The organism is Mesorhizobium carmichaelinearum, assembly GCF_900199455.1.
GTDB classification, from domain to species: domain Bacteria; phylum Pseudomonadota; class Alphaproteobacteria; order Rhizobiales; family Rhizobiaceae; genus Mesorhizobium; species Mesorhizobium carmichaelinearum.
This window is the reverse complement of record NZ_FZQR01000011.1, coordinates 1-24,016: the sequence shown is the minus strand read 5'-3', so window position 1 is coordinate 24,016 and position 24,016 is coordinate 1. Positions and strand designations below refer to the sequence as shown.

Here is a 24,016-nt window from a genome sequence, read left to right as displayed (position 1 = left end):
AAGGTTGTGTGGCTGGATGTCCAGCCAATCGAATGCATGCCCATCGAAAGGCATGACTGGCCAAAGCCTTGGTGACGTTATGGCCCGTACCTGTCTTCTGGCATTCTCGGTTTTTTTCATACTGGCGTCGGGTTTATGTGGCGTGGCTGCGCAAGGGTTGTTTGGCGCGCCCCCCGCAAACCCTCCCGCCGACGGCGCGCCCTCGGCGAGCGCTCCTGCCGACAGCGGGGCACCTCCCGCCAATGCGCCGGGCGGCGCGGCGGAGCCGGCAACGCCGCCGGTCGCCTGGCCGCCCAGCGAACCTGCCGCACCCATCCAGCCGGGATCGCCGACGGCAGTGGTGCGGCCGTTCTACGATCAGGTTGGCCTGGAGATCGACCCGGCGCAGCGCAGCCATTTCATCGATCCGGCGAAGACCGTGCTCGACAAGAGCGACGCGTTGCGCAAATCCGGGCAGGGCGAATGCCTCGACCCCAACATGGCGCTAGACAATGCCGATTACAACAAGGACGAGATCGACAAGAGCCTGAAGACGCTCGAATCGATCAATGGCGACCAGGCCAAGGTCGTCGTCGCCTTCGTCGTCGCCAGCAACCCGCATCGGCTTGAATGGAAGCTCAAGAAGGTCGAGGGCGACTGGAAGATATCGGACCTGCTTTCGGTGACCGGCGAGTGGGCGCTCAGCCAATATCAGTGCGAATGACGCCCCGTCAGCCGCGCCCGCGATACGGCGCAACACCGGTTTCCGGCAGCCAGACGCCTTCCGGTGGCGCGCCGGTTTGCCAGAACACATCGATCGGAATGCCGCCGCGCGGATACCAATAGCCGCCTATGCGCAACCACAGCGGCTTGGTTGCTGCCACGATGCGGCGGCCGATCATGACGGTACAGTCTTCATGGAAGGCGCCGTGGTTGCGAAATGAGGTCATGAATAGCTTCAGCGATTTCGATTCCACCAGAGCCGCATCGGGTGCGTAGTCGATGACGATATGGGCGAAATCCGGCTGGCCGGTCACTGGGCACAGCGAGGTGAATTCCGGGCAGGTGAAGCGCACGATCGCCGGCGGACCGTCGCCGCGCGTAAACGGCACCGTCTCCAGGACTGCCTGTTCAGGGCTCTGTGGCGTCTCGACGTGCGCGCCGAGCTGGGTGAGAGTTTTGGTATCGATCATGAGCGGGATCTCTTTCAATTTTCGCCGCTCCTTAGCACCGGACCGAAAGCTACGCAGCCGTTTTCGGACGAATCCGATGCCTAAATAGGAACTGGAGCAGCGTGCTGCCCCACACAATTTGAAACAGCAGGAAGACGATGACCAGCAACGACCCGCTTCTCCAGCCCTACCAGCTCAAGCATCTGACGCTGAAGAACCGGGTGATGTCGACCAGCCACGAGCCAGCCTATTCCGAGGACGGCATGCCGAAACAACGCTACCGGCTCTACCATGCCGAGAAGGCCAAAGGCGGTATGGCGCTGACCATGACCGCCGGCTCGGCCATCGTCTCGCGCGACAGCCCTGCCGCCTTCGGCAATCTGCATGTCTATGACGACCGCATCGTGCCGTGGCTCAGCGAACTCACCGAGGCTTGCCACGAGCATGACTGCAAGGTGATGATCCAGATCACCCATCTTGGCCGCCGAACCGGTTGGAACAAGGCCGACTGGCTGCCGGTGCTGTCGGCCTCGCCGGTGCGCGAGCCGGCGCACCGCGCTTTTCCGAAAACCATCGAGGACTGGGACATCGAACGCATCGTTGCCGACTATGCGTCGGCCGCCCAACGCTGCCAGGCCGCCGGCCTCGACGGCATCGAGTTCGAGGCCTACGGCCATCTGATGGATGGCTTTTGGTCGCCGGCCACCAATCATCGCGATGACGAATATGGCGGCTTACTCGACAACCGCCTGCGTTTCACCAACATGGTGCTGGATGCCGTGCGCGCGGCGGTCGGCGAAAAATTCGTCGTTGGCATCCGCATGGTCGCCGATGAGGATTTCGAGAAAGGCCTGTCAAAGGAAGAGGGCGTCGAGATCGCCAGGCGGCTGGCCGGCTCCGGCAAGGTCGATTTCCTCAACATCATCCGCGGTTCGATCGAAAGCGACGCGGCACTCACCAAGGTCATTCCGGTGACCGGCATGCGCTCTTCGCCGCATCTTGATTTCGCCGGAGAGGTGAGGGCGGCGACAAAGTTCCCGACCTTCCACGCGGCGCGCATTTCCGACGTCGCCACCGCGCGTCATGCGATCGCTACCGGCAAGCTCGATATGGTCGGCATGACCCGTGCGCACATCGCCGACCCGCACATCATCAGGAAGGTGATGGAGGGCCGCGAGCACGAGATCCGCCCCTGTGTCGGCGCCACCTACTGTCTCGACCGCATCTATGAAGGCGGAGAGGCGCTGTGCGTCCACAATGCCGCGACCGGCCGCGAGGCCGAGATTCCGCACATCATCGTCAAGACCGAAGGGCCGAAGCGGAAGGTCGTCGTCGTCGGCGCCGGCGCCGGCGGGCTGGAGGCGGCGCGTGTCGCCGCCGAGCGCGGCCATCAGGTCACGATCCTGGAAGCATCGTCGCAAGCGGGCGGCCAGGTACGGCTGGCGACGCAAAATCCGCGCCGCAAGGAATTGATCGGCATCATCGACTGGCGGCTGGCCGAACTCGACCGGCTCGGCGTCGAGATCCGCTACGACACCTGGGCGGAAAAGGACGATGTTCTGGCGCTGGCGCCCGATGTGGTTATCGTCGCCACCGGCGGCCTGCCGCAAAACCCGCCGCTGACGGTGGGCGACAATCTCGTCACTTCGAGCTGGGACATCATGGCCGGCAGCGTCAAGCCGGCCGATAACGTTCTGCTCTTCGACGACAATGGCGGCCATCAGGGCATGGGCGCGGCCGAGTTGATCGCCAACAGCGGTGCAAGGCTGGAACTGGTTTCGCCGGAGCGTTTCTTTGCCCCTGAAATGGGCGGCATGAACCACGTGCCGTATATGCGCGCCTTCCAGGAAAAGGGCGTCACCATCACCATCAACACGCGCCTGCGCTCGGTGCGGCGCGAAGGCAATCAGCTGGTCGCCGAACTCGCTTCCGACTTTGCCGATGGCTGGCGTGGCGAGCGCCGGGTCGACCAGGTGGTGGTCGAGCATGGCACGGCGCCGCTCGACGATCTCTACCTCAGCCTGAAACCGCTTTCGACGAATGGCGGCGCCGTCGATTACGAACGTCTGGTGGGCGGCGGCGATATCTTTCCGGCGCGCAACCCGCAAGGCGGCTTCGTGCTGTTCAGGATCGGCGATGCCGTCGCCTCGCGCAACATCCACGCCGCCATCTATGACGGGATAAGGTTCGGCTTGCGGATCTAATACGGCCCGCTCAGCCTGGCATGTTGAACGGTGTGATGATCTGGATGTTGGACGCGCCCGGCGCGACCGATTTCGGCAGCGCGCCCTGTGCCCGCATGATGTGGAGGCAGGCCGTGCGCATGTCTTGCCTGAGGTCGTGATGCAGCACGGCCGAGATGCGTCGGCTTCGCAGCAAGCTAAGATTGTCGGTATCGAGATCGTGGCCGACGAACACAAGGCAGGGCCGTTTCATGTCGGCGAACGCCTGCACGATGGAGGCGTTTCCGCCGCCGATGGAATATACGGCAGCAATGTCGGGATGATGTGTCAACGCGGTGCGGACCAGGTCGCCCGTCGCGCGATCGATGCCGTGTCCTTCGCTAATGTCGATGATTCCAAGGGCGGGAAAGTTTTCGCGCAAGGCGCGGCGAAAGCCGATTTCGCGCTCCTCCTCGCCCCGGAAGCGGTTGCTGCTCAAGGTGACAAGGACATCGGCACGACGTCCACCTAGCCATGCGCCGATCAGATAGGCAGCCGTTTCGCCGGCGGTGCGGTTGTCGACGCCGACATAGGCCAGCCTCCGGCTGTTCGGCAGATCGGTGACGAGTGTCACGACAGGTATTCCCGACTGGACGACCCGGTCCACCGCGGCCGCTACTTCGGGCACGTCCGGCGCCTTCAGAAAAATGCCGTTGCTGCCGCGACGGGCGATCGCGTCAAGCAGGGAGACAGTGTTCGCGACCGCACGCATCTCGGCAAGGTGGTGGCGCGCCCGGAACACGGCCGGGTGGAGGCCCGGCATCTCGGCCTCCAGCGCGGCGCGCACCGCTTCCGTGAAGCGCAGCGGAGCTTCCATGACGAGGTCGAGAATGAATTTGCGGCCCGACAGACCGAGTTGGGAGCGTTGCGTTTCCAGTTCGTGGATCGCCTGTTCGATGCGGCGGATGGTGTGTTGGCGCACGCCACCGCGCCCATGCAGGACACGGTCGACCGTGGCGATGCTGACACCGGCCTGCTGGGCGATGTCCTTCACCAAGAATGGATGCGACATCAGCCGTCTCGACCGATCTTGAGGTGTTTTTGAGGTGTTTCAGCCGTATGCCACCTCTCAGCCAAAGCTATACTTCCGCCATTCAGTCGAAACAAGACCATGAGGAGGATGCCGTGAAGGCCGACAATTTTGCCAAGCTCAGATCCGATCGTGTCTGGCTAACCGCCGATATGTGCAGCATCGACGATTTCGCGGCGTCGACGCAACGGACCACGAAGCTGGCGGACTATCCGTTTGCGTCCGAGGTGCAGATGAATGTGCTGATCTACGACGGCGCTTCGGTGCGCGCGGCCGCCGGCGATCCGGCCCGGCGCAAGGCGCTTCTTGTCGAGTGGGTCGAGGCGATGACCGACGGCCCGGGTGTCGTCGTCTTTCGCGGCGCCTTCGAGGATGTCGCTCCAGTCGATGCCGCCACCGAAGCCTTCAACGCCATCATCGCCGAGGAGCGCGCGGCCGGGGCAGGCGGCGGTGACCATTTTGCCAAGCCCGGCGCCAACGACCGGGTGTGGAACGCGCTGGAAAAGCTTTGCCTGCGCGATCCCGCAACCTTTGCCTCCTATTACAGCAACGATATTATCGCATTGATCTCGGAAGCTTGGCTCGGTCCAGCCTATCAGCTCACGTCCCAGGTGAACAATGTCAGGCCGGGCGGCGCATCGCAGTCGGCGCACCGGGACTATCATCTCGGGTTCCAGACCGCCTCGGTCATCGAACGCTATCCGGTGCACGTCCACCGGATTTCGCCCGTGCTGACGCTGCAGGGCGCCGTCGCTCATTGCGACATGCCGGTGGAGAGCGGCCCGACGCTTTACCTGCCTTATTCGCAGACCTATCTGTCTGGATACCTGGCAATGAACAGCCCCGAATTCCAAGCCTATTTCACCGAGCACCATGTTCAACTGCCCCTAAAAAAGGGCGATGCTGCGTTCTTCAATCCGGCGCTGTTCCATGCCGCCGGCACCAACCGGTCGGCTGACATCCAGCGCATGGCGAATCTGTTGCAGGTCTCATCGGCCTATGGCCGCGCCATGGAGAGTGTGGACCGGACCCGCATGAGCGCGGCCCTCTATCCAATTGTCCAGCGCATGCTTGGCGACGGCAGCCTGACCAAGCAGGCGGTTGACAATGCCATAGCGTCGTCGGCGGAAGGCTATTCCTTTCCGACCAATCTCGATCGCGACCCGCCGCTCGGCGGCCTTGCGCCGGAAACACAGCAGGCGCTTTTCCATCGCGCGCTGGATGCAGGTTGGGGACCGGCCGTCTTCGTGGAGGCGCTGGAGAAGCAGGCGCGCAAGAAGCTGACCTGAAGGTGGGGCAACGATCCGCATTGGTGGCGCGCGGTCGGACCTGCATACGAGAGCCCGTGTATGCCGACCTGGCCGCGCGCCCGCACGTCATTGGCTCATCGCCGATAGCGTGCGATCTCTGAGTTTGCGGTGCGGGCGATGTTTAGAACATCCTGGCGACAGCCATGCACAGCACCGTGATGGCCAGCAGCCGCGCGGCAATGCGTTCGCCCGTCGCCATTCTCACGCGCAGTTGCGTCTCGGTTTCCGCACTCGCGCCGGCAAGCCGCTGGCTGGGCGCCCTGACCATGGCGCCGAGTACGCCGGCGGCGGCGAAAGCGGTCAGAATGCCAAGCGCCAGGACCATCTCCGTCGAGCCAAAATAGGCGCCGTGGAAGAAATACCACAGCAGCGCCCCGGTCAGGAAAACCATGCCGGCAGCGCCCAACTGAGGCCGGATGAAGCGCTCGGCCCGGATCTCGGGATCGCGCGCCAGCGTGACCGTGGTGCCGGCCCAGAATACGCCTGCCAGGACATGAAGACCGATGACGACGATGTAGACATATTGCATGACCGGATTTCCTCTTTCGTTCGTCATTGCGCATATAGTTAGATATCGAATTATTAGATGTCAATGTATAAACGAGAGCGAGTTCCATCTGCCGGGGACACCGGCTAGTGTCGAGCAATGACGCCTTTTGAACGCCCGCCAGTCGGCATGAATCTCGGCCGCACCGCCAAGCTTGTTGCCCAAGCCTTTGACGCCGCTTTGGTCGAAGCGGGCGGGACATTGCCCGTCTGGCTGACGTTGCTGTCTGTCAAGTCGAGCGAGCTCGCCAATCAGCGCGAACTTGCCGGCATGATCGGCATACAGGGCGCGACGCTGACCCACCACCTCAACGCGATGGAAGCGCAGGGCCTGCTGACGCGCCGCCGCGATCCTGTGAACCGAAGGGTCCATCTCGTCGAATTAACAGAAGCGGGAGAAGCACTGTTCGAAAAATTGCGGCAGGCCGCGCTTGTCTTCGACAAGCGGCTTCGCAAAGGACTGCCCGATGAGCGTCTGGCGGAGTTTGCTCAGGTGTTGGCGGCATTGCGCGACAATGTCGAGAACTAGGAATACCGGGCCATTGGCTCAGTTGTCATAGCTCGGGATCGTTCCAAAGGCGTAGTGGCGCAGCTTCAGCGCGGTGACCAGGCTGGTCAGCTTCGTCTTGCCGTCAAAACTGTCCTGGAACATCTCGTCATGCATCAGGAGGATCAACTTGCCCGGCTTGGCGAAATGGCCATAGCCGAACAGATGATCGATCTCGCTGACCAGATGGTCGACGCTCTGAACCGGCTCGCCGCTGTCCTTGTGCACCCATTCATGGTCCCAGCCATAAAGATAAAAGCCGGAAGCGGCGACGAACTCGTAGTCGAGATCCTCGCGCCCGGCTTGTGCGGGGCCGAGCGAGTTGTCGTCCTTGACATCGAAGGCAGCCGGAACACATCGCGCCCCGGCAGGCGCGCATGCACTGCGGGCTTCAGGCCCAGTACGGCATTCGCCTTGAGCATGTCGGCAACCACGCCTTCCGTGTCACCGTAGAAGTGCCGGTAGTGATTGTAGGCGTGGCTGTAGCTGTGGTTGCCGACCGTCACCAGCGGCATCGCCTTGGCGCGCCGCACCAGCGCCTTGTTGGACGCACTGGCCTCGGCATGCATGCCGACCATGAACAGCGTTGCCGGAACCTGTTCTGCCGCCAGCACGTCGAGGATATTGCTGGTGCCATTCAGCGGGCCATCGTCGAAGGTGAGATAGATGGTGCGATGCGCCGCATAGGCCGGCCATGCGGACATCAACATGGCGGCCAGGACAAACCGAAAGAATGTCATAAGCCGCACATCCGGTTGCACTGGCGACAGGCCGCCATTTCGGCGGTTGGTTGTCAAGCCGGGCCGTTACGCCAGGCTGCCCTGCAAGACCCGTAGTTTGGCCTTCTTCGGCATGCGGGCGGTCAGCCATTCCAGCGCCTTGTCCTGCGGCATCGGGAAGGCGATGGAATAGCCCTGCACCTGGTCGCAGCCGATTGCCATCAGCGAATCGAGTTCGGCTTCGGTTTCAGCGCCCTCGGCGACGATGGAGATGCCGAGGCCGCGGGCAAGCTCGGTGATGGCGCGCACGATCTTCGAGTTGTCGCCATTCTCATGGATGTTCTGGACGAAGCGGCGGTCGATCTTGAGCCGATCGATCTCGTTGGGATTGACGTGGCTGAGCGACGCATAACCGGTGCCGAAATCATCGAGTTCCAGATGGACGCCTGCCGCCCGGATGTGACGCAGCTTCGCCGCTATACCTGTCTTCTCGTCGTCCAGGATGACGGATTCGACGATTTCCAGCGACAGTTTCTGCGGTGGCAGGCCGGCCTTTTCCAGCGTCTCGAACAGAAACGCATCGAAATCGTGCTCGCGCAGCTCGGTGCCCGAGACATTGACGGCAAGCCGGCCGAAGGCAATCCCAGCACGGTTCCATTCGGCGGCCTCGTTGATCGCCTTGCTGATCACGATGCGGCCGATCTCCGGCATGAAGCCGCATTTCTCGGCGACCGGAATGAATTCGCCTGGCGAGATCATGCCACGCTCGTGATGGTTCCATCGCACCAGGGCTTCGATGCCGCTGATCGTGCCGTCGGTCAAGGAGACCTGCGGCTGGAAATAGACCTGGAATGCCCGCTCGGCTATGGCGACCTTGATGTCGTGCTCGAGCTGCTTGCGGTAGTCGAGCTCGCGGCGCAGTTCCTCCGAGAAGAACGAGAAGTTGCCGCCGCCCATTTTCTTGGCGGAGTAAAGCGCCAGATCGGCATGGACGAGCAAGTCCTGCGCATTGTCGGCATCGATCGGATAGACAGCGATGCCACCGCTGGCGCCCGGAAGAATGGTGGTGCCCTGGAAGACGATCGGCTCGTTGATGTGCGCCAGGATGCGCCGTGCGAGCATGTTGATGTCTTCGGTGCTGCCCGCTCCATTGAGGATCATCACGAATTCGTCGCCACCGAGCCGCGCGCACAGATCCGACGCCCGGCAGGAATCGCGCATGCGCTGTGCCGTGACGACCAGGACATAGTCGCCGGCGGCGTGGCCGAGCGTATCGTTGATCTGCTTGAAGCGGTCGAGGTCGAGCTGGACGACGGCCAGGCGTTCGCGCCGGCGATGCGCACCCTTGATCAGCGTGTCGAAATGATCGGTCAGGAAGGTGCGGTTGTGCAGACCGGTCAGGCCGTCATGAACCGCGATGAAGGCCATCGAATTGCGCGCATCGACCAGTTCCCGCGTCTTGCGCAGGATCGCATTGGACATCGGCCTGAAGATGAACAGCGCCACCAGCAAGATGACGCCGAGTGTGGCGTAGAACAGCGTGCGGTGCAGGGCGAGCAGCTTTTCGGAACGCTCGTCGGCTTCGGCGCTGATGCGCTGGCCAAGGGCTGCATAGCCCGACAAGGTGGCATTGGCGACCGAGGCATCGAGGTTCACGCGTTCGGCGCCGCCCTTGTAGCCCTCATTGTCGAGATTGAGTCGCGATTCAAGGGCTGAGATCAGGCGGTCGCCATTGGCGATCAGCCCGACGGAGAAGTAGTCGAGATGGAAGGGCTTGGCGAAAAGCACGCTGTCTATCGACTTCGCATCGAGCTTGGCGGGCGATTCAGGATCCGCGCCGGTCTGCTTGAGCAGCAGGTCGTAGTTGGTCTCGAACTCCGCCGTCGCCTGCTTGAGCGCGCTGACCAGCGCCGGCTGCTTGTCACGCGAGGCGGCACCCGTTTCGCTGGCCAGGAAGACGATGCGCTGCGACAATGTCTTCTGTGTGCCGACGATGTCGAGCAAGGTGTGGTTATGCTGCTGCGTGGCCATCGTCTGCTGCAGCAGGACGAAGGACGCCGCCACCATGGCGGCAATGATCAGCAGCGCCAGCCAATAGCCGGCTTTGATCAGCAGGATAAGCTTGCCTGAAACGGTATGCACCGGCTGCTGCGACATGTTCGGGGGCGGCCCTCTCGCCAACGGATTCCTGTATGAGCACCATTGAACTGCAAACGTTAACAGGACTGGAAACCGGCAGCCGGCCGGCAAGGGGGAGGAGCGGAAAGATCGCGAAATGGTTATCGCCTCCTTTCGCCGCCGGCCTGCATTTGACCATTCGTTACCCCGAGTGTTCCCGGACGGTCGCATGGGTGATGTCCACGGCGCCTCATTGATGCTGCCCAGCCACCCGATCCGGTCGCTTTTGCGATGGATTTTTTGCGCAGGCGGGACGACAGTCTGCCCACGTCAAACGAGGCCTGATCATGACCGCAGCATTCCTCTCCCATATCGACAGCGAGCTTGCCGGGCTCAAAACGGCCGGCCTCTACAAGTCCGAGCGGGTGATTTCATCGATGCAGTCGGCTGAGATCGAGGTCGGCGGCGAGAAAGTGCTGAACTTCTGCGCCAACAACTATCTCGGCCTCGCCGACAGCGCCGACCTGCGAAAGGCCGCCACCCAGGCGCTCGACCGTTATGGCTACGGCATGGCCTCGGTGCGCTTCATCTGCGGCACGCAGGAGGAACACAAACAGCTCGAGGCGACGATCTCTTCCTTCCTCGGCCTGGAAGACACCATCCTCTACGGTTCCTGTTTCGACGCCAATGGTGGCCTGTTCGAGACGCTGCTTGGTGAGGAAGACGCGATCATTTCGGATGCGCTGAACCACGCCTCGATCATCGACGGTGTCAGGCTGTCGAAGGCCAAACGCTTCCGCTACGCCAACAACGACATGGCCGATCTCGAGGTGCGGCTGAAGGAGGCCAGGGATTGCCGCTTCCGGCTGATCGCCACCGACGGTGTGTTTTCGATGGACGGCATCATCGCCAACCTCAAGGGCGTCTGCGACCTTGCCGACAAATACGATGCCATGGTCATGGTCGACGACAGCCATGCGGTTGGCTTCGTCGGCAAGAACGGCCGCGGCTCGGCCGAGCATTGCGGTGTCGAGGGCAGGGTGGACATCATCACCGGCACGCTGGGCAAGGCGTTAGGCGGCGCTTCCGGCGGCTACACCTCTGGCAAGAGCCAAGTGGTCGATTGGCTGCGCCAGCGCTCGCGGCCCTATCTGTTCTCCAACACGCTGATGCCGGCGATCGCCGGCGCTTCGATCAAGGTGTTCGACCTGATCCGCAATGGCGACGCCTTGCGCGAACGCCTCTATGCCAATGCGGCGCGGTTCAGGTCGCAGATGGGCAAGCTCGGCTTCACGCTGGCCGGGGCCGACCATCCGATCATCCCGGTGATGCTGGGCGACGCCACGCTGGCGCAGGAGATGGCGGCGCGCATGCTGAAGCGCGGCATCTATGTCATCGGATTCTCCTTCCCGGTGGTGCCCAAGGGCCAGGCGCGTATCCGCACCCAGATGTCGGCGGCGCATTCCATTGCCGATATTGATAGGGCGGTGGAGGCTTTCGCTGCGGTCGGCAAGGAGCTGGGCGTCATTTCCTGAGCAGCCGGCGCCGAAAAGCGATTCCGGATCAAAGATTCAAGGGACAAAAGAATGTCGAACATGATGAAGGCGCTGGTGAAGGCCAAGGCCGAGCCGGGCATCTGGATGGAAGAGGTGCCGGTGCCGGAGATCGGCCCCAACGATGTGCTGATCAAGGTCAAGAAGACGGCGATCTGCGGCACCGACGTCCATATCTACAATTGGGACCAGTGGGCGCAGAAGACCGTGCCGGTGCCGATGGTCACTGGCCATGAATTCGTCGGCACGGTCGCCGATTTCGGCGCGGCGGTCACCGAATACAAGGTCGGCCAGCGCGTCTCGGGCGAAGGCCACATCGTCTGCGGCCATTGCCGCAACTGCCGTGCGGGGCGAGGGCATCTCTGCCGCAACACGCTCGGCGTCGGCGTCAATCGTCCCGGCGCCTTCGGCGAGTATCTGGCGATCCCGCAGCACAATGTCGTGCCGATCCCCGACGATGTGCCGGACGAAATCGCCGCGATTTTCGATCCCCTGGGCAATGCGGTGCACACGGCATTGTCCTTCGACCTGGTCGGCGAGGATGTGCTGGTCACCGGCGCCGGGCCGATCGGCATCATGGGCGCGCTGGTGGCGCAATGTGTCGGCGCGCGCAAGGTGGTCATAACCGACATCAACCCGGTGCGGCTGGCGCTGGCGAAAAAACTCGGTGTCCAGCATGTCGTCGACGCCTCGAAGGAAAAGCTGCGCGATGTCATGCCGGCGCTCGGCATGACCGAGGGTTTTGACGTCGGCCTCGAAATGTCGGGCGCCGCACCCGCCTTCCGCGACATGATCGACACCATGAACAATGGCGGCAAGATCGCCATTCTGGGCATTGCCCCGACCGGCTTCGAGATCGACTGGAACAAGGTCATCTTCAAGATGCTGCATCTCAAGGGCATCTATGGCCGCGAAATGTTCGAGACCTGGTACAAGATGATCGCGCTGGTGCAGGGCTCGCTCGATGTCTCAGGCCTGATCACCCACCGCATCGGTATCGATGACTTCCAGACGGGGTTCGATGCGATGAGGAGCGGCAGTTCGGGCAAGGTGGTGATGGATTGGTGAGGGGCCGCCTAGCTAGCCATCTTTGCAGATGCTGAATGTGTTTGTGACCTTCATATCAAGCTTTGCATCCCAACTGGTGATCATCAGATTGCGGGCGATATGCGCCAATTCGTAAGATGCTGTCCGAAGCTTGTCGAATGGCAGCGGTGGTAATTCAGCCTGCGTCGGAGCCGGTATGATCTCCCCCAACTTTACCATGCAGCTCTCAACGCGAACGTCTTCGACTAAGCTGAGTGGACCCCAGTAAAGAGTCCAGAAGCGTAAGCGAGCCTTCTTCCAGTCGTCAGGGTCGGTTGTATTTGCCAGTGTCGAAACAGTTTCAGTTGCCTCAAAGAGAAGTCTGGTTTGCTCTTTGAGAAATGGTTCGCGATTTGCCTGAGCCTGTTTGTCGGAGTATTCCAAGATTCCGACAAAAACAGTACCGATGCTTATCACCCAAGGGATAAGTATTTTCCAATCAAAGCGGTCCATCACACACCCTCCAATTAGGAAACTATTTTTCAAATTATAGTTGCGTGAGCGCGAGCATAAATGAATTATTGTTTATTGGTTAATTCAAAAATAACGCTTCGAGGCTCGTAAAGGTTGCAAGAATGAGCGAGCGGTCTGCTGGATCAAGGCGTTCAAACAGCTGCCCCTCAAACGCCTTCGCCAGAGGCACCATCTCACGATAGGCGGCAAGCCCGGCCTTGGTCAGCGCAAGGTGTTCGACACGCCGATCATTCTCGTCCGGCGTACGCGCCAGCCAGCGCCGTCGTTCCAGCGCCGCCACCGCGCGCGAGACCTTGGTCTTGTGCATGGCCGATTGCTCGCCAAGTTCCGTTGCCGTCATCGTGCCGCGCTGCCCGAGCCCGGAAAGCGTGCGCCACTCCGGCCGCGTCAGGCCGTGGCTGTCCTTGTATATTCGGGAGAATTCACGGCTGACGGCATCGGCGAGCCGATAGAGTCGGTAAGGCAGGAAATTCTCCAGATCGAGAATTTCAGGCTCGTTGGAGGTTTCGTTGTTCGTCGCCATTTTTCGAAGTCACCATTGATGGTTACATTTTCGATGGTTACAAATGAAACCAGTTTGGTCAATCCGGGAGGAAGCGATGGCCTTTTCCTACATGCCGGGTTTCGGCAACGATTTCGAAACCGAAACCTTGCCCGGCTCGCTGCCGCAAGGGCGGAACTCGCCGCAGCGGCCGGCCTACGGCCTCTATGCCGAGCAGCTTTCGGGCTCGCCTTTCACCGCGCCGCGCGGCACCAATGAGCGCTCCTGGCTCTACCGCATCCGGCCAAGCGTCAAGCATACCGGTCGCTTCAAGGCGGCAAACTATCCCTTGTGGAAGACCGCGCCCAATGTCGGCGACCACGAGTTGGCGCTTGGCCAGTATCGCTGGAACCCGGTGCCGATGCCGACGGAGCCAACCGACTTTATCCAGGGTATGCGCAGCATCACCACGGCCGGCGACGTGCTCGGGCAGACGGGCATGGCCGCCCATGTCTATGTCGCCAACACATCGATGGTCGACGATCATTTCTTCAACGCCGACGGTGAGCTGCTGGTCGTCCCGCAGGTCGGCGCCTTGCGCGTTGTGACCGAGATGGGCGTCATCGAGCTTCGGCCTGGCGAGATCGCCGTTTTGCCGCGCGGCCTCGTCTTCAAGGTCGAATTGGTCGACAAGGAAGTGCGTGGCTATGTCTGCGAGAACTACGGCGCCAAGCTGACGCTGCCCGACCGCGGCCCGATCGGCGCCAACTGCCTGGCCAACCCACGCGATTTCAAGACGCCTTGCGCCTGGTTCGAAGAGAAGGAAACGCCGTGCCGGCTGATCGTGAAATGGTGCGGCAATTTCCATGTCACCGAGATCGGCCACTCGCCGCTCGACGTCGTCGCCTGGCATGGCAATTATGCGCCCTACAAATATGACCTGGCGACGTTTTCGCCCGTCGGCGCCATCCTGTTCGATCACCCAGATCCGTCGATCTTCACCGTGCTGACCGCGCCGAGCGGCGAGGAAGGCACCGCCAACATCGACTTCGTGATCTTCCCGCCGCGCTGGCTGGTGGCGGAAGATACGTTCCGGCCGCCCTGGTATCATCGCAACATCATGAGCGAGTTCATGGGGCTGATCCACGGCCAGTACGACGCCAAGGAGGAAGGATTTGTGCCCGGCGGCATCAGCCTGCACAATCTGATGCTGGCCCATGGCCCGGATGCGCCTGGCTTCGAAAAGGCCTCGCGCGCGGAGCTGAAACCGGTCAAGCTCGACAACACCATGGCCTTCATGTTCGAGACCCGTTTCCCGCAGATGCTGACCCGCTATGGCGCCGAGCTGGAAACAAGGCAGGACAACTACATCGACTGCTGGGCCGACCTGAAGAAGCGTTTTAATGGCACGCCCGAGGGCGACTGGTCTTGAGCGGCGGGCCAATGCCGGATCGGTTGGTGCTGCTCGGTTCGAAGGGCGGCCCGGCGCTCCGGCCGGGCGGGCCGTGGCCGAGTTCGTCGCTGCTTGAGATCGCAGGGCGAACCATCGTCGTCGATTGCGGGCTTGGCGTGACGCGCGGCCTGGTCGATGCCGGCATTAGCCTGAAGACGCTCGACCTGATCTTCATCACGCATTTGCATTCCGATCATGTGCTGGAACTCGGGCCGCTGATCCACACCGCCTGGACGGCGGGGCTGGCGACGCCGGTCAACGTGTTCGGGCCTGCCGGCACCGGCCATTACTGGCGGCGATTCTGCCAGGCGATGGAATTCGACATCGAGATCCGCATCGCCGACGAGGGCCGGCCCGACATTCGCGAACTGGTTTCGATCGACGAATTCGGCGAGGGTCAGGTGGTCGAGCAGGGCGGCCTGAAGGTTTCGGCGCTGCGCGTCGACCATCCGCCGGTGACCGACTGCTTTGCCCTGCGCTTCGAGCATGGTGGGAAAAGCGTGGTGTTTTCCGCCGACACGGCCTTCTTTCCACCGCTCGCCGATTTTGCCGAGGGTGCCGACATTCTTGTCCACGAAGCCATGCTGGAGGAGGGCATCGAACGACTGGTTGCCAGAACCGGCAATGGCGCGCGGCTCAGGCAACATCTGCTCGCCAGCCACAGCTTTGCCGAGGAGGCGGGGCGCATCGCCAGCGATGCCGGCGTGAAGAGGCTGGTGCTCAACCACCTGATTCCTGCCGACGATGCCGAGATCGGCGAGGCCGACTGGAGCGCTGCTGTCAGGAAAACATGGGCCGGCGACTTGACGATCGCCCGCGACGGCCTTGTTGTGGGGTTTCGGGAGTGACGATGGCCGACGAAGAGCTTTGGGACGAGATGGATAAATCCGCGGCGACGTCCTCGGCGCTGCTCTCCTCGGCCCTCGACAGCGTGCAGGACTTGCCATCCTTTGTCCGGTTCATCGATGCGTTGCGCAAGGATCGTGAGGATGCTGACCGCAAGGAAGCGTTGCAGCCGTCGGGACCCGACATCAGCTGGAATGGCTGGGAAAACAATTCGATAGCCACTTTTCTTGTATCAGCTGTCGCCTGCGTCGAAGACAATGGGAGACATAACCCGGCATTCCTGGCGGATGAAAATCCCTGGAAAGCCGCAGCCAGAATTCTCTATGCCGGTAAATATTACGAATAATCATTGGGAGGACGCATGAAGCTTGCCACATTGAAGGACGGGACACGGGACGGAAAACTCGTCGTCGTGTCGCGCGACCTGACGCAGTACACCGATGCCTCGTTCCTGGCGCGCACGCTGCAGGCGGCACTCGACGACTGGCAGCGAATTTCGCCGCATCTCGGCACAATCGCGGAATCGCTGGAGAACAATGCGGTGCCGTCGGCGCGCTTTCACGAACACGACGCGCATTCACCCCTGCCGCGCGCCTATCAATGGGCTGACGGGTCCGCCTATGTGAACCATGTCGAACTGGTGCGCAAAGCGCGCGGCGTCGAGATGCCGGCGAGCTTCTGGACCGACCCGCTGATCTACCAGGGCGGCGCGGACTCCTTCATTGCGCCGCGCGATCCGATCCGCATGGCAGACGAAGCCTTCGGCATCGACATGGAAGGCGAAGTCGCCGTCATCGTCGACGATGTGCCCACGGGCGCAAGCCTCGATGAAGCACGCGCCGCGATCCGGCTGGTCATGCTGGTCAACGACGTCACGTTGCGCGCGCTCACCGGGCCGGAACTGGCCAAGGGGTTCGGCTTTTTCCAATCAAAACCGTCCTCGGCTTTTTCGCCGGTCGCGGTCACGCCGGACGAACTGGGCGACGCCTGGGACGGCGGCAAGGTCAGCCAGCCGCTGCTTGCGGACCTCAACGGCAAGCCGTTCGGCCGCGCCAACGCCGGCATCGACATGACCTTCGATTTTCCGGCGTTGATCGTCCATGCCGCCAGGACAAGGCCGCTGGTGGCGGGTACGATTATCGGTTCGGGCACGGTCTCCAACAAGCTCGACGGCGGCCCGGGCAAGCCTGTCTCGGCTGGCGGCGCCGGCTATTCCTGCATTGCCGAACTGCGCATGATCGAGACGATCGAGAATGGCGAGCCCAAAACGCCGTTCCTGCGCTTCGGCGACACGGTGCGCATCGAGATGAAGGACAAAACAGGCCATTCGATCTTCGGCGCCATCGAGCAGAAGGTCGAGAAATACGAGAGATAGGGGGACGGAATGACGGGGGAGGCGTTCTATCTGCTGGCCGGCGTCTGGGCGCTTGGGATTCTGGTTGTCTTCATCCTGGCGATCCGGCTGAGCTATCGCATCGAGGCGCGCTCACCGGACCTGACCAACCGCAGCGGCTACCTGCGCAAGGCGATGATGTTCCACACCATCACCAACATGAAAGTGGCGCGGGATCCGGAAACGCAAGTCATGCGTCGGCGCATGAACGGGTTGCTGCTGATCGTTCTTGCGGGGTTCGCGATTATGGCGGCAGGCTTGCACCTGGTGCGGTCAGGGGGATGATCTCATGACCCTGCTTGATCATCTGCGCCGCATGGCCGGCAACAATCTGTGGTCGAACGACCGGCTCTACCGTGCCGTTCTGCAGCTAAAGCCCGGCGAATTCGAAGCCGAGCGCACCAGCTTCTTCCCGTCGATCAAGGAGACGCTCAACCACATCTTGGCGGTCGATCATCTCTATCTCGATTTTCTCGAAGAGGGCGGCGTGGGAGCTGCCGCCTATGACAATTACGTGCCGTTCGATGAGCCGCAGGCGCTGTTTGCCGCTCAGGTCGTTGCCGACCGTCGGCTGATCGCCTTCTGCGATGGCCTGTCGGAGGCCGATCTCGATCGCCGTGTCATCACCGACCGGCGCGAGGACGGCATGATCCCCGAAAAGATCGGCGACATCTTCGCCCATGTTTTCCTGCACGACATCCACCATCGCGGTCAGGTGCATGCCATGCTGTCCGGCACCTCGGTGGCGCCGCCGCAGTTGGACGAGTTTTTGCTCGACTATGATTTGAAGCTCAGGAGGGCCGAGGTCGAGCGGCTGGGGCTATGAACCATCATTTTTGATATTCAGCCCACTCAGAGCCGAGGTTCTCAAAATCTTCTGCGATACGGATACTGCCCTTCAAGGCGCCAATGCGAGGCAAAAGGTCTTTCGTGGCCGGCGACACGAGCCTTGCAACAATTTTCCCATGGCGCGTGAATGCAATATCCTCACCGGCCTCTGCAAGCCTAACGAGTTCCGATAGTTTGGCCTTGGCTTCCGAGATGGATATGTTCATGGCTGGGACCGGTTATAACCTAAAATACGTCATAACCGGTCGAGCCGTAAGCGACTTGTTCGGCCTTAGGCCGCCTTGCCATCCAACTTGATCACGCCGCGCTTGATCTGGTCCTGCTCGATCGATTCGAACAGCGCGCGGAAATTGCCTTCGCCGAAGCCTTCGTCGCCCTTGCGCTGGATGAATTCGAAGAAGATCGGGCCGATCACGGTTTTCGAGAAGATCTGCAGCAGGATCTTGGTCATGCCGCCGTCGACCACGCCTTCGCCGTCGATGAGGATGCCGTGCTTCTTCATCCGCTCAATCGGCTCGTCATGGCCGTTCACCCGATCGTACGACATGTCGTAGTAGGTCTCCGGCGGGCCGGGCATGAATTTCAGCCCGTTGGCGGCGAGCTTGTCGGTGGCGGCGTAGATCTCGTCGGTGCCGACCGCGATGTGCTGGATGCCCTCGCCATTGTACTTCTTCAGATACTCGGCGATCTGGCTGGTCTCGTCCTTGGATTCGTTGAGCGGAATGCGGATCTTGCCGCAAGGCGAGGTGATGGCGCGGCTGACCAGGCCGGTGATCTTGCCGTCAATGTCGAAGAAATGGATCTGCTTGAAGCCGAACAGATTGCGGTAGAAATCCCACCATTTGTCCATCTGGCCGCGATAGACATTGTGGGTCAGGTGGTCGAGGAAATAGAAGCCGACACCTAGCGGTCGTGGATCGCGCGCGCCGAGCCACTCGAACTCGGCCTCGTAAGCCGAACCCTTCGTGCCGTAGGTATCGATGAAATAAAGCAGCGAACCACCGATGCCGACGATCGCCGGCACATCGAGCGCCTTGTCGTCACCTTCGTGGGGCGTGGCGCCCTTCGAGACGGCGTGGTCGAACGCATGCTTGGCATCGACAACCCGCCAGGCCATCGACGCGGCACAAGGGCCATGCTTGTCGGCGAACTTCATCGCATGCGAGCCCGGCTCGGCATTGACGACATAGTTGATGTCGCCCTGGCGCCAGACGGTGATGTCTTTGGTCCGGTGCTTCGCCACCGCCACATAGCCCATGCGGGTGAACAGTTCGGCCAGCTTCTGCGGCTCCGGATGCGCGAATTCGACGAACTCGAAACCATCGGTGCCGGCCGGATTGTCCTTGCTGATCGTGGCGGGCGGGGCGTCGTGCGGGAAGGGACCCATGATAATCCTCCAAAACTGGCTTGGCCTGAAAAGACCATCTCGCACCATCATAGCGCGGAGCCGGCGCATGGTGCTTGCATTCAAACGCTTGAAATGATGATGTCATGCGCGAAGCATGCATGATGAGAGATAAAACCATGGATGAGACGCGTGTTGATCAGTTTGACCGCAAGATAATGGCGCTCCTGCAGGGCGATGCGCGGCTGACCAACAATGACCTTTCGGAGCGGGTGAACCTGTCGGCATCACAGTGCTCGCGCCGCCGCCTGCGGCTCGAGGAAGACGGCTATATCAGGGGCTATCGGGCGGTGCTCGACCGCGACAAGCTCGGCTTCTCGCTGGTCAACGTCATCTCAGTGACCTTGGCCACCCACAACCGCGACAACGCAAGGCGCTTCGGCGAATTGGTGGCGCGGCTGCCCGAGGTGCAGGAGGCGCATGCGCTGACCGGCGAAATGGATTACATCCTGAAGGTGGTGACGCCCGATCTGAAGTCGCTGTCGGAGTTCGTCAACGGCGTGCTCCTGCCACACGAATCCGTGCAGCATGTGAAGACGGCGATTGTGCTGGAGACGCTGAAGGAAACCGGCGCGCTGCCGATTTAAGCTGTGTCGATATTCAGGTGAGGCCGGCCTGCAAATGCCGGCTTTCTGCGCTTCCGGTGCTCACGTACTTTAAGTACGCTCCGCTCCGGTTCTCGGAAGCCATCATTTTCGACTCGGCCTGACCTGAATCTCAGCACACCTTGCGCTGGCGAATTTTCAGCCCTTCGATTGCTGGATCAGCCCATACAGATTCGTGCAGCGAGCGCCGGAGCGGCAATAGGCGAACACCGGGCCTTCGAGCGCGTCGAGCGCCTCGGCCTGGTCCTCGACATTCTCGGCGGTGATCTGGCCGCTGATGACGGGGATATAGCGGAAGGCGAGGCCGGCGGCTTCGACCACCGATCCGATGCTCTTTGCTGAAGGCTGGCCGGGCTGTTCGTCGTCCGGCCGGTTGCATATGACGCTCTTGAAGCCGGCTTCCTTGATGGCGGCGACGTCTTCGGGCTGAATCTGGCCAGAGACTGAATAATCCTCGCTGATTTCGCGGTATTCCATGGCAGCATCCTCGCAATCTGATTTGTCGAGGAGTCTTGCCACTCCCCGACGTGGCCGGCAATCCGCCGGCGGAAATCGTTCTGCAGAGATAGACGTTTCCGGCGAGAATTCCAACTCAGGCCGCCCAGGCCGGAAGCGGATCGGGCAGCGCCCGCCACAGGTCCGGCCGGAAGTCCTCGGCCAAAAAGGCGGAGACTTGCTCCGCCTTTTCGAGAGTGGCTTGCCTCAGCTGCCGAGGATCGCGCCTTTGATCTGTCGGATGTTGTTGTGCATCATGTCGATATAGGTCGATCCCGGGCCATCGGGCTGCGATAGCGCATCCGAATAGAGCGTGCCGCCCACCTTGATGCCGGTCTCGCTGGCGATCTGCTCGATCAGGCGCGGGTTGGTGATGTTTTCGACGAAGATCGCCGCCGCCTTGTCCTGCTTCACCTGCTCGACCAGCTTGGCGACATCGGCGGCCGACGGTTCTGAATCGGTCGAAATACCTTGCGGGGCAAGGAAGGTCAGCCCGTATTCGTGCTCGAAATAGCCGAAGGCGTCATGCGAGGTGATGACGACGCGCTTGGCCTCGGGGATCGACTGGATCGCGGCCTTCACTTCGCCTTCCAGCGCATCGAGCTTCTTGGTGTAGGCGGCGGCATTGGTCTGGTAGCTGACACAGCCCTCGCTGTCGGCCGCGCAGAAAGCCTCGGCGATGTTCTTCACGTAGATCTTGGCATTGGCGATCGACTGGAATGCGTGCGGATCGGTAACGGTCTTGCCGCCGCCGGTGCCGGCACCTTCAGCCGCGTCGGCGTCGGCGAATTCAGGCTTGAAGTCGATCGGCGTCACGCCCTTGGTCAAGGTGATGATCGAGGCCTTGGTGGCGCTGGCATCGACCAGCCGCTGCAAAAAGCCTTCGAAATGCAGGCCGTTGACCAGCACGATATCGGCCTTGGCCATGGCGACCGCGTCGGCCGGGCTCGGCTCATAGACATGGGCGTCGCCATCCGGGCCGACGATGGTGGTGATGTCGACACGGTCGCCACCGACATTTTTGGCGAAATCGGCAATGACCGTGAAGCTGGCGACGACTTTCAGCGGCGCCGCGAGAGCCGACGATGCGCTAAAGGCGGTTAATGTTATAACGCTCATCGCCAAGGCGGCACGGATGGATCTCAGCATAGGCGGGGTCTCCTTTTGAGGGGCGGGGGATCAGGCCGTTCTGTGACGGTGATGGATGATGCGGGCACGCAGAATGCCGCGTGTGCCGAACAGGATCGAGGCGAAGTACACGACGCCGGCCGACAGGATGATGGCCGGGCCGGACGGCAGCGAGGCGTGGTAGGACAAAAGCAGCCCGGCGATGCAGGAGGCAAAGCCGATCAGCACGGCCAGCACGCACATCGGCTCGACGCGCACGGTCCAGAAGCGGGCGGCTGCCGCCGGCAGCATCATCAGTCCGACCGACAGAAGCGTACCGAGCGCCTGGAAGCCGCCGACAAGGTTGAGCACGACCAGGCCAAGGAAGATGAAATGCACCGGGCTGCCCATGCGGCTCACCGAGCGCAGGAACAGCGGATCGAGGCATTCGGCGACCAGCGCCCGCCAGAAGATGGCGAGGCTGACCAGTGTCACCGCGACGATGCCGCCGATCAGCGCCAGCGCTTCATTGTTGAGCGCCAGCACCGTGCCGAACAGTACATGCATGAGATCGACGCTGGAGCCGCGGATCGACACCATCAGCACGCCGATGGCGAGCGAAATCAGATAGAAGGCCGCCATCGAGGCGTCCTCGCGCTGGATGGTGAAGCGCGAGACGGCACCGGCGCCGAGCGCCACGATGATGCCGGCGATCAGGCCGCCAATGGTCATCGGCAGGATTTCCAGCCCGTAGAACAGGAAGCCGGCGGCTGCACCCGGCAGGATGGCATGCGCCATGGCATCGCCCGACAGGCTCATGCGCCGCAGCATCAGGAAGACGCCGATCGGGCAGGCGCCGAGCGACAGCATCAGCGAGCCGAACAGCGCGCGCTGCATGAAACCGAAATCGGCGAAGGGCGCGATGAAAAGACCGTAGATCCAGTCCATCAGGCAGCCCTCGGTCCGGCACCATGGTGATGGTCGTGATCGTGCCCGTGAGTATGGTCATGATGGTCGTGATCGTGGCCATGGGCGTGCTCGTCCGGCTCGCACCACGGCGCGTTTTCCTCCCAGGCTTCATGGAAGCGGCGGGCGCGCAACAGGTTTTCCGGCTTCAGAGTCTCGCGCGTTTCGCCCCAGGCGATCGGCTGACGGGCCAGAAGCAGGGTCTCCGGAAAATTCTGACGGACCAGATCGAGATCATGGACGACGACCATGATGGTGCGTTCCTCGCCATGCCAGCGCTTGATGAGCGCAATCAGGTCGCCGACCGTCTTGGCATCGACAGCGTTGAACGGCTCGTCGAGCAGGATCAGGTCGGCGTCCTGCAACAGCACGCGGGCAAACAGCGTGCGCTGCAACTGACCGCCCGACAGCGTGTCGATCGGCCGCTTCTCGAAGCCGCCGAGGCCGACCGCCATCAGTGCCTGGCTCACGGCCGCGCGATCTTCTGATGTGTAGCGGCCGAGCATGCCGCGCTTCGGCCAGAGACCCAGCGAGACCAGGTCAACAACGCGCGCCGGGAAGGAGCGGTCGAGTTCGGATTGCTGCGGCAGGTAGGCGGCGCGTACGCCGGGCGCGCGGACAACCTCGCCGGCCATCGGCTTCAGCACCCCGACAATGCCCTTCATCAGCGTCGACTTGCCGGACCCGTTGGCGCCGACGACGGCGGTCAGCGAACCCTTGCGGATCGCCCCGTCGAGATGATGGATCGCCGGGTGGCTGTTGTAGCCCAGCGTCAGGTCACGGAATGTCAGGCAGGTCTGGGTCATGTCGTTCCGTCGGGCCGCCAATTTCGGCTGCGGGCAGGGCCGATTGGATATGTGATGTTATTACATTAGTCAACAAGCCAATCGGGCGGAATTACGACCGGCGGCTCAACTTGCCGTGAGTCCCTTGCGCACTGGTCCAAGGGGATTTGGCCCCGGCGGCCTTGCCCGAAGCCCGAGCCAACTCTAAACAGTCGCCACCCATAACAGGAAGGAACCCCCCATGAGCATTCGTCGCATCGATGTTGGCCCGCGCATGAGCCAGATCGTCATCCACGGCAACACCGTCTATCTGGCCGGCCAGGTCGGCGAGCCCGGCGGCAACGTCGCTTCGCAGACCCGCGACATCCTCAAGGCCATCGACGAATTGCTGGCCAAGGCCGGCTCCGACAAGACCAAGATCGTTCAGGCAATCATCTGGCTGGCCGACATGGGCACCTTCGCCGAGATGAATTCGGAATGGGACAAATGGGTGCCGCAGGGCCACACCCCCGCCCGCGCCACCGGCGAAGCCAAGTTGGCTGGTCCGGAATATCTGGTCGAGATTATCGTTACGGCGGCGATTTAAGGCAACGGTGAAGCTGCCAATCTCCCCCCTCGTGGGGGAGATGCCTGGCAAGGCAGAGGGGGGCGCTGTCCCGCCGGCCTTTCGGTTTTGTCATGGCAGGCAAAATCTAGGTTTGCGCTCTACGGCGCCCCCCTCTGGCCTGCCGGCCATCTCCCCCACAAGGGCAGGGGAATCGCATATGGCGATTTTGGGCTTGAAGTTGGTTTGAGAAGGGATTCTTTGGGAAGGCAGTCCACCGAGGAGTGACTGCCATTACCAGCCTTGAGAGCTATTTCGGTACGGTGCCTGA

General features: G+C 61.9%; 27 protein-coding genes. 14 read left to right on the top strand and 13 right to left on the bottom strand.

What is annotated here, in order from left to right:
• The first annotated feature begins 79 nt into the window (after positions 1-79).
• Complete coding sequence (locus tag CKW40_RS23960) at positions 80-703, top strand: hypothetical protein (protein ID WP_095202331.1); 624 nt, start codon at positions 80-82, stop codon at positions 701-703.
• A 7-nt stretch (positions 704-710) separates the two neighbouring features.
• Here CKW40_RS23960 and queF read toward each other — a convergent pair whose 3' ends face one another.
• Entirely contained in the window at positions 711-1,172 is a 462-nt protein-coding gene (gene queF / locus CKW40_RS23955; protein WP_095202548.1) for a preQ(1) synthase, read from the bottom strand.
• Between the two features lie 137 nt (positions 1,173-1,309).
• Here queF and CKW40_RS23950 point away from each other — a divergent pair, with 137 nt between their 5' ends.
• Positions 1,310-3,355 (top strand): oxidoreductase, encoded by a 2,046-nt coding sequence (locus tag CKW40_RS23950; RefSeq protein WP_095202330.1) that lies wholly within the window; start codon positions 1,310-1,312, stop codon positions 3,353-3,355.
• Positions 3,356-3,365: 10 nt separating this feature from the next.
• Here the strand turns inward: CKW40_RS23950 and CKW40_RS23945 are convergent, their stop codons facing one another.
• Entirely contained in the window at positions 3,366-4,385 is a 1,020-nt protein-coding gene (locus tag CKW40_RS23945) for a LacI family DNA-binding transcriptional regulator (protein WP_095202329.1), read from the bottom strand.
• Positions 4,386-4,498: 113 nt separating this feature from the next.
• Here CKW40_RS23945 and CKW40_RS23940 point away from each other — a divergent pair, with 113 nt between their 5' ends.
• Positions 4,499-5,692 (top strand): phytanoyl-CoA dioxygenase family protein, encoded by a 1,194-nt coding sequence (locus CKW40_RS23940; protein WP_095202547.1) that lies wholly within the window; start codon positions 4,499-4,501, stop codon positions 5,690-5,692.
• Between the two features lie 142 nt (positions 5,693-5,834).
• On the opposite strand, the gene CKW40_RS23935 is transcribed toward CKW40_RS23940, so the two are convergent.
• Positions 5,835-6,242, bottom strand: a complete 408-nt coding sequence (locus tag CKW40_RS23935; RefSeq protein WP_095202546.1) for a hypothetical protein — start codon at positions 6,240-6,242, stop codon at positions 5,835-5,837.
• Between the two features lie 147 nt (positions 6,243-6,389).
• Between CKW40_RS23935 and CKW40_RS23930 the strand changes: the two genes are divergently transcribed.
• Positions 6,390-6,788 carry a MarR family winged helix-turn-helix transcriptional regulator gene (locus CKW40_RS23930; RefSeq protein WP_244571266.1) on the top strand — a complete coding sequence of 133 codons (399 nt, stop codon included), beginning with the start codon at positions 6,390-6,392 and terminating at the stop codon, positions 6,786-6,788.
• A 143-nt stretch (positions 6,789-6,931) separates the two neighbouring features.
• Here CKW40_RS23930 and CKW40_RS23925 read toward each other — a convergent pair whose 3' ends face one another.
• A complete protein-coding gene (locus CKW40_RS23925; RefSeq protein ID WP_244571265.1) occupies positions 6,932-7,546 on the bottom strand; it encodes a polysaccharide deacetylase family protein in 615 nt (204 codons plus the stop codon).
• A gap of 66 nt (positions 7,547-7,612) precedes the next feature.
• A complete protein-coding gene (locus CKW40_RS23920; protein WP_095202327.1) occupies positions 7,613-9,682 on the bottom strand; it encodes an EAL domain-containing protein in 2,070 nt (689 codons plus the stop codon).
• Between the two features lie 308 nt (positions 9,683-9,990).
• Between CKW40_RS23920 and CKW40_RS23915 the strand changes: the two genes are divergently transcribed.
• Both CKW40_RS23915 and tdh read left to right on the top strand, forming a co-directional pair.
• Positions 9,991-11,178, top strand: a complete 1,188-nt coding sequence (locus tag CKW40_RS23915) for a glycine C-acetyltransferase (RefSeq protein ID WP_095202326.1) — start codon at positions 9,991-9,993, stop codon at positions 11,176-11,178.
• Between the two features lie 51 nt (positions 11,179-11,229).
• Complete coding sequence (gene tdh, locus CKW40_RS23910) at positions 11,230-12,264, top strand: L-threonine 3-dehydrogenase (RefSeq protein ID WP_095202325.1); 1,035 nt, start codon at positions 11,230-11,232, stop codon at positions 12,262-12,264.
• A 12-nt stretch (positions 12,265-12,276) separates the two neighbouring features.
• Here the strand turns inward: tdh and CKW40_RS23905 are convergent, their stop codons facing one another.
• Positions 12,277-12,735: a hypothetical protein gene (locus tag CKW40_RS23905; protein ID WP_095202324.1), complete on the bottom strand. Its 459-nt coding sequence runs from the start codon at positions 12,733-12,735 to the stop codon at positions 12,277-12,279.
• A 79-nt stretch (positions 12,736-12,814) separates the two neighbouring features.
• Entirely contained in the window at positions 12,815-13,279 is a 465-nt protein-coding gene (locus tag CKW40_RS23900; protein WP_095202323.1) for a MarR family winged helix-turn-helix transcriptional regulator, read from the bottom strand.
• A 76-nt stretch (positions 13,280-13,355) separates the two neighbouring features.
• Here CKW40_RS23900 and hmgA point away from each other — a divergent pair, with 76 nt between their 5' ends.
• From hmgA to CKW40_RS23870, 6 genes are read left to right on the top strand one after another with little or no spacing between them, the layout of a single operon-like run.
• Positions 13,356-14,669: a homogentisate 1,2-dioxygenase gene (hmgA, locus tag CKW40_RS23895; protein ID WP_095202322.1), complete on the top strand. Its 1,314-nt coding sequence runs from the start codon at positions 13,356-13,358 to the stop codon at positions 14,667-14,669.
• 11 nt (positions 14,670-14,680) lie between these two features.
• Positions 14,681-15,538, top strand: coding sequence for an MBL fold metallo-hydrolase (locus tag CKW40_RS23890; protein WP_179298088.1), 858 nt, complete (start codon positions 14,681-14,683; stop codon positions 15,536-15,538).
• Between the two features lie 2 nt (positions 15,539-15,540).
• The gene (locus CKW40_RS23885) at positions 15,541-15,882 is read left to right on the top strand and encodes a DUF7660 family protein (RefSeq protein WP_095202320.1); all 342 of its coding nucleotides are present in this window, start codon (positions 15,541-15,543) and stop codon (positions 15,880-15,882) included.
• A gap of 15 nt (positions 15,883-15,897) precedes the next feature.
• The gene (locus tag CKW40_RS23880; protein WP_095202319.1) at positions 15,898-16,911 is read left to right on the top strand and encodes a fumarylacetoacetate hydrolase family protein; all 1,014 of its coding nucleotides are present in this window, start codon (positions 15,898-15,900) and stop codon (positions 16,909-16,911) included.
• Positions 16,912-16,920: 9 nt separating this feature from the next.
• The gene (locus tag CKW40_RS23875) at positions 16,921-17,214 is read left to right on the top strand and encodes a hypothetical protein (RefSeq protein ID WP_095202318.1); all 294 of its coding nucleotides are present in this window, start codon (positions 16,921-16,923) and stop codon (positions 17,212-17,214) included.
• 4 nt (positions 17,215-17,218) lie between these two features.
• A complete protein-coding gene (locus tag CKW40_RS23870) occupies positions 17,219-17,755 on the top strand; it encodes a DinB family protein (protein ID WP_095202317.1) in 537 nt (178 codons plus the stop codon).
• Between the two features lie 4 nt (positions 17,756-17,759).
• Here CKW40_RS23870 and CKW40_RS23865 read toward each other — a convergent pair whose 3' ends face one another.
• Positions 17,760-17,984: a type II toxin-antitoxin system Phd/YefM family antitoxin gene (locus CKW40_RS23865; protein ID WP_095202316.1), complete on the bottom strand. Its 225-nt coding sequence runs from the start codon at positions 17,982-17,984 to the stop codon at positions 17,760-17,762.
• 65 nt (positions 17,985-18,049) lie between these two features.
• A complete protein-coding gene (gene hppD / locus CKW40_RS23860; RefSeq protein ID WP_095202315.1) occupies positions 18,050-19,165 on the bottom strand; it encodes a 4-hydroxyphenylpyruvate dioxygenase in 1,116 nt (371 codons plus the stop codon).
• Positions 19,166-19,302: 137 nt separating this feature from the next.
• Between hppD and CKW40_RS23855 the strand changes: the two genes are divergently transcribed.
• Entirely contained in the window at positions 19,303-19,770 is a 468-nt protein-coding gene (locus CKW40_RS23855; protein WP_095202314.1) for an Lrp/AsnC family transcriptional regulator, read from the top strand.
• 156 nt (positions 19,771-19,926) lie between these two features.
• On the opposite strand, the gene CKW40_RS23850 is transcribed toward CKW40_RS23855, so the two are convergent.
• From CKW40_RS23850 to aztA, 4 genes are all read right to left on the bottom strand, one after another.
• Positions 19,927-20,265, bottom strand: a complete 339-nt coding sequence (locus CKW40_RS23850) for a protein tyrosine phosphatase family protein (RefSeq protein ID WP_095202313.1) — start codon at positions 20,263-20,265, stop codon at positions 19,927-19,929.
• Positions 20,266-20,490: 225 nt separating this feature from the next.
• Positions 20,491-21,432, bottom strand: coding sequence for a zinc ABC transporter substrate-binding protein AztC (aztC, locus tag CKW40_RS23845; protein WP_095202312.1), 942 nt, complete (start codon positions 21,430-21,432; stop codon positions 20,491-20,493).
• A gap of 30 nt (positions 21,433-21,462) precedes the next feature.
• Positions 21,463-22,338, bottom strand: coding sequence for a zinc ABC transporter permease AztB (aztB, locus tag CKW40_RS23840; RefSeq protein WP_095202311.1), 876 nt, complete (start codon positions 22,336-22,338; stop codon positions 21,463-21,465).
• The gene (gene aztA, locus CKW40_RS23835; protein WP_095202310.1) at positions 22,338-23,162 is read right to left on the bottom strand and encodes a zinc ABC transporter ATP-binding protein AztA; all 825 of its coding nucleotides are present in this window, start codon (positions 23,160-23,162) and stop codon (positions 22,338-22,340) included. The genes aztB and aztA overlap by 1 nt, the downstream gene beginning before the upstream one ends.
• Positions 23,163-23,382: 220 nt before the next feature.
• Between aztA and CKW40_RS23830 the strand changes: the two genes are divergently transcribed.
• Positions 23,383-23,727: a RidA family protein gene (locus tag CKW40_RS23830; RefSeq protein WP_095202309.1), complete on the top strand. Its 345-nt coding sequence runs from the start codon at positions 23,383-23,385 to the stop codon at positions 23,725-23,727.
• Positions 23,728-24,016: the final 289 nt, after the last annotated feature.